Source organism: Pseudomonas fluorescens (genome assembly GCF_002837185.1).
In the GTDB taxonomy this organism is placed as follows: Bacteria; Pseudomonadota; Gammaproteobacteria; order Pseudomonadales; family Pseudomonadaceae; genus Aquipseudomonas; species Aquipseudomonas fluorescens_AM.
This window is the reverse complement of sequence record NZ_KZ478051.1, coordinates 1-3,544: the sequence shown is the minus strand read 5'-3', so window position 1 is coordinate 3,544 and position 3,544 is coordinate 1. Positions and strand designations below refer to the sequence as shown.

Annotated in this window: 2 protein-coding genes and 1 pseudogene; 2 read left to right on the top strand and 1 reads right to left on the bottom strand. The window is 61.3% G+C overall.

The genetic code is table 11. The annotated features are described in order from the left end of the window. Positions 1-210: pseudogene (locus CIB54_RS27795) on the bottom strand (hypothetical protein); the annotation flags it as partial. A 2-nt stretch (positions 211-212) separates the two neighbouring features. Between CIB54_RS27795 and macA the strand changes: the two are divergent. Further along, positions 213-1,364, top strand: a complete 1,152-nt coding sequence (macA, locus tag CIB54_RS27190; RefSeq protein WP_101221491.1) for a macrolide transporter subunit MacA — start codon at positions 213-215, stop codon at positions 1,362-1,364. Between the two features lie 3 nt (positions 1,365-1,367). Further along, positions 1,368-3,326 carry a MacB family efflux pump subunit gene (locus CIB54_RS27185; RefSeq protein WP_101221490.1) on the top strand — a complete coding sequence of 653 codons (1,959 nt, stop codon included), beginning with the start codon at positions 1,368-1,370 and terminating at the stop codon, positions 3,324-3,326. Positions 3,327-3,544 lie beyond the last annotated feature (218 nt).

Below are 3,544 nucleotides of genomic sequence, written 5' to 3'. Positions count from 1 at the left end.
CGCCGCAATGGGCCATCCATGGCCCAGTGCGGCTAACCCGGCGTCCTGCCGGGTTGCCCACGGATTCAAGCCTGCGTTCGGCCAGCGTGGTTTGACGGGGCGCCTGAGATCAAGATCAAAAGCCAGATCAAGATCAAGAGCGACTCGCTGCGCATCGTGGTTAGGGTTTGGATTTCCATGCTCAATCAAAAAGCCCAACTTTATGGTCATTTATGCAAATGTCTAAGTTACGCAAAATCGGCATATTCGCAGTGTTGGCCATTGCCGTCGGATTGGTTATCTACACCGTCAAGGCGCCGGCCGATGCGCCTCAATATCTCACGGCCACGGTTGAACGCGGCGATATTGAAAACGCCGTTCTCGCCACCGGTCTGTTGGAGGGCGTCAAGCAGGTCGATGTGGGGGCGCAGGTTTCCGGTCAGTTGAAGTCGCTCAAGGTCAAGGTCGGTGACAAGGTCAAGAAAGGCCAGTGGCTGGCCGAGATCGATCCGCTGATCCTGCAGAACACGCTGCGCAAGGCCCAGGTCGATGAGGAGAATCTGCAGGCTCAACGCCGCGCCACGGCGGCGCAGGTCAAGCAGGCCAGGTCGGTGTATGAGCGCTACAAGGGCTTGCAGGCCGATGAGTCGGTGTCGCGCCAGGATTTCGAGGACGCCGAGTCGACCTTTCAGGTGCAGCAGGCCAATCTGTTGTCGTTGGATGCGCAGATCAAAAGTGCGCACATTCAGATCGACACGGCCAAGGTCAACCTGGCCTACACCCGCATCAATGCGCCCATCGACGGCGATGTGGTGGGTATCGTTACCCAGGAAGGCCAGACCGTTATCGCCAACCAGCTGGCGCCGGTGCTGCTCAAGCTGGCCGACCTGGACACCATGACTGTCAAGGCCCAGGTGTCGGAAGCGGATGTGATTCATATCAGCCCCGGCCAGCAGGTGTATTTCACCATTCTCGGTGAGGCCGACAAACGCTATTACGCCAAGCTGCGTGGCACTGAACCGGCACCGCAGAATTTTCTGGAAACCCAGACCGCCGGCACGCCCAAGCAGAATACAGCGGTGTTCTATAACGCCCTGTTCGATGTGCCCAACCCCGACCACCGCCTGCGCATCGCCATGACCGCCCAGGTGCGTATCGTGCTCGACACCGCCGAGGCTGCGCTGATGGTGCCGGTGGCGGCGCTGGGCGCGCGCAATGCCGAGGGCGGCTATGCAGTGCGGGTGTTGGATGCCAAGGACAGGGCGCAGGTGCGTGAGGTGAAGACCGGCATCAACAACAACGTCAAGGTGCAGATCCTCGACGGCCTGGCCGAGGGCGACAAGGTGGTGATTGGCGACGCCTCGCCTGCCGTGGCGGGGAATTGAGCCATGACCCAACCTCTGCTGGAGCTCAAGGGCATCACCCGCAGTTTCATGGCCGGCGAGCGCGAATTCATCGCGCTCAAGGGCATCGACCTGACCATTCACGCCGGGGAAATGCTGGCGATCATCGGTGCCTCGGGTTCGGGTAAATCGACGCTGATGAACATCCTCGGCGGTCTGGATTACGCCACCGCCGGCAGCTACAAAATCAACGGCATCGAAACCCGTTCCCTGGGCGATGAGCAACTGGCGGAACTGCGCCGCGATTACTTCGGGTTTATCTTCCAGCGCTACCACCTGCTGGCGCACCTGAGTGCCTTGCACAACGTGGAAATGCCGGCGATCTATGCCGGCGTCCCGGAAAGCCAGCGCCACAGCCGCGCGCGGGAGTTGCTCGCGCGCCTGGGTCTGTCGGGGCATGTCACCCACCGGCCGAGCCAGTTGTCCGGTGGGCAGCAGCAGCGCGTGAGTATCGCCCGGGCCTTGATGAATGGCGGCGAGGTGATCCTCGCCGACGAACCCACCGGCGCCCTCGACACCCACAGCGGCAAGGAGGTGATGCGCATCCTCGCCGAGCTGCACGCGGCCGGGCACACGGTGATCATCGTCACCCACGACCCCAAGGTGGCGGCCAATGCCCAGCGTATCGTCGAGGTGTGCGACGGCGAGATCGTCAGCGACAAGGCCAACGACAGTGCCGGCCTGGAGCTGCCCGGCGAAGCGCCGCTTGAGCCCCGGCGCAGCGGCGCACGGCGCCTGGTGGCGAGCCTGGGGTTGTTCAAGGAAGCGTTCAACATGGCCTGGGTCGCGCTGATTTCCCATCGCATGCGCACCTTGCTGACCATGCTCGGCATTGTCATCGGCATCACCTCGGTGGTGTCGATCTCGGCCATCGGCGAGGGCGCCAAGCGTTATGTGCTCAAGGACATCCAGGCCATCGGCAGCAACACCATCGATATCTTTTCCGGCACCAGTTTCGGTGACAGCCGCGCCTCGGCCATCGAGACCCTGATGCCGTCAGATGTGGACGCGTTGAACCAGCTGTATTACGTCGACAGCGCCACCCCGGTGGTGGGGCGCAATCTGTTGCTGCGCTTTGGCAATATCGACGTGGATGCACAGGTCAACGGCGTCAGCGACCGCTACTTCAAGGTCAAGGGCGTGAAGCTCGAAGCCGGTATCGCCTTCAGCGAAAGCGATGCACGGCGTCAGGCGCAGGTGGTGGTGATCGACCACAATACCCGGCATCGCCTGTTCGGGGCGAACGTCGACCCCCTGGGCCAGGTGATCCTGGTCGGCAACCTGCCGTGCACGGTGATCGGGGTGACGGCGGACAACAAGAACCTGTTCGCCGCCAGCAAGGTGCTGAACGTGTGGGTGCCGTATGAGACGGCGGCGGGGCGCCTGTTGGGCCAGCGCCATCTGGACAGCATCACCGTGCGCATCAAGGACGGCCAGCCGAGCAAGGTGGTGGAGGACAACGTCAATAAGCTCATGCTGCAACGCCACGGCACCAAGGACTTCTTCACCAACAACCTCGACAGCATCATGCAGACGGTGCAGAAAACCAGCCGCTCGCTGGCGCTGCTGTTGTCATTGATCGCGGTGATTTCGTTGCTGGTGGGTGGCATCGGGGTGATGAATATCATGCTGGTGTCGGTCACCGAACGCACCCGCGAGATTGGCATTCGCATGGCGGTAGGGGCGCGGCAATCGGATATCCGCCAGCAGTTTCTGGTGGAGGCGGTGATGGTGTGTCTGATCGGCGGGATTATCGGGATCTCGCTGTCCTATGCCATCGGCTATGTGTTTTCGCTGTTCGTGAAGGAGTGGGAAATGGTGTTTTCCCTGGGCTCGATCATCACCGCGTTTGCCTGCTCGACGCTGATCGGCATCGTGTTCGGCTTTGTGCCGGCGCGCAATGCGGCGCGGCTGGATCCCATTGAGGCATTGGCTCGGGATTGATCCCTTTTCATCCAATGAGTAACAAATGTGGGAGGGGGCTTGCCCCCGATGAGGGAGGGTCAGTCAGTGCATTTTCAGCTGATCCACCGCCATCGGGGGCAAGCCCCCTCCCACATTTTTATCGATGTCGACTTAGAGACTGGTGTTGTCTTCGGTGGAGCACTGAACTGGCCTAATGATTTTGGACACTTCAATCGGGCGCTATGATAGCGCCCAAA

Coding starts and splice junctions, on each gene's coding strand:
- CIB54_RS27185 (WP_101221490.1), top strand. CDS start 1,368: ATGACCCAACCTCTGCTGGAGCTCAAGGGCATCACCCGCAGTTTCATG.
- macA (WP_101221491.1), top strand. CDS start 213: ATGCAAATGTCTAAGTTACGCAAAATCGGCATATTCGCAGTGTTGGCC.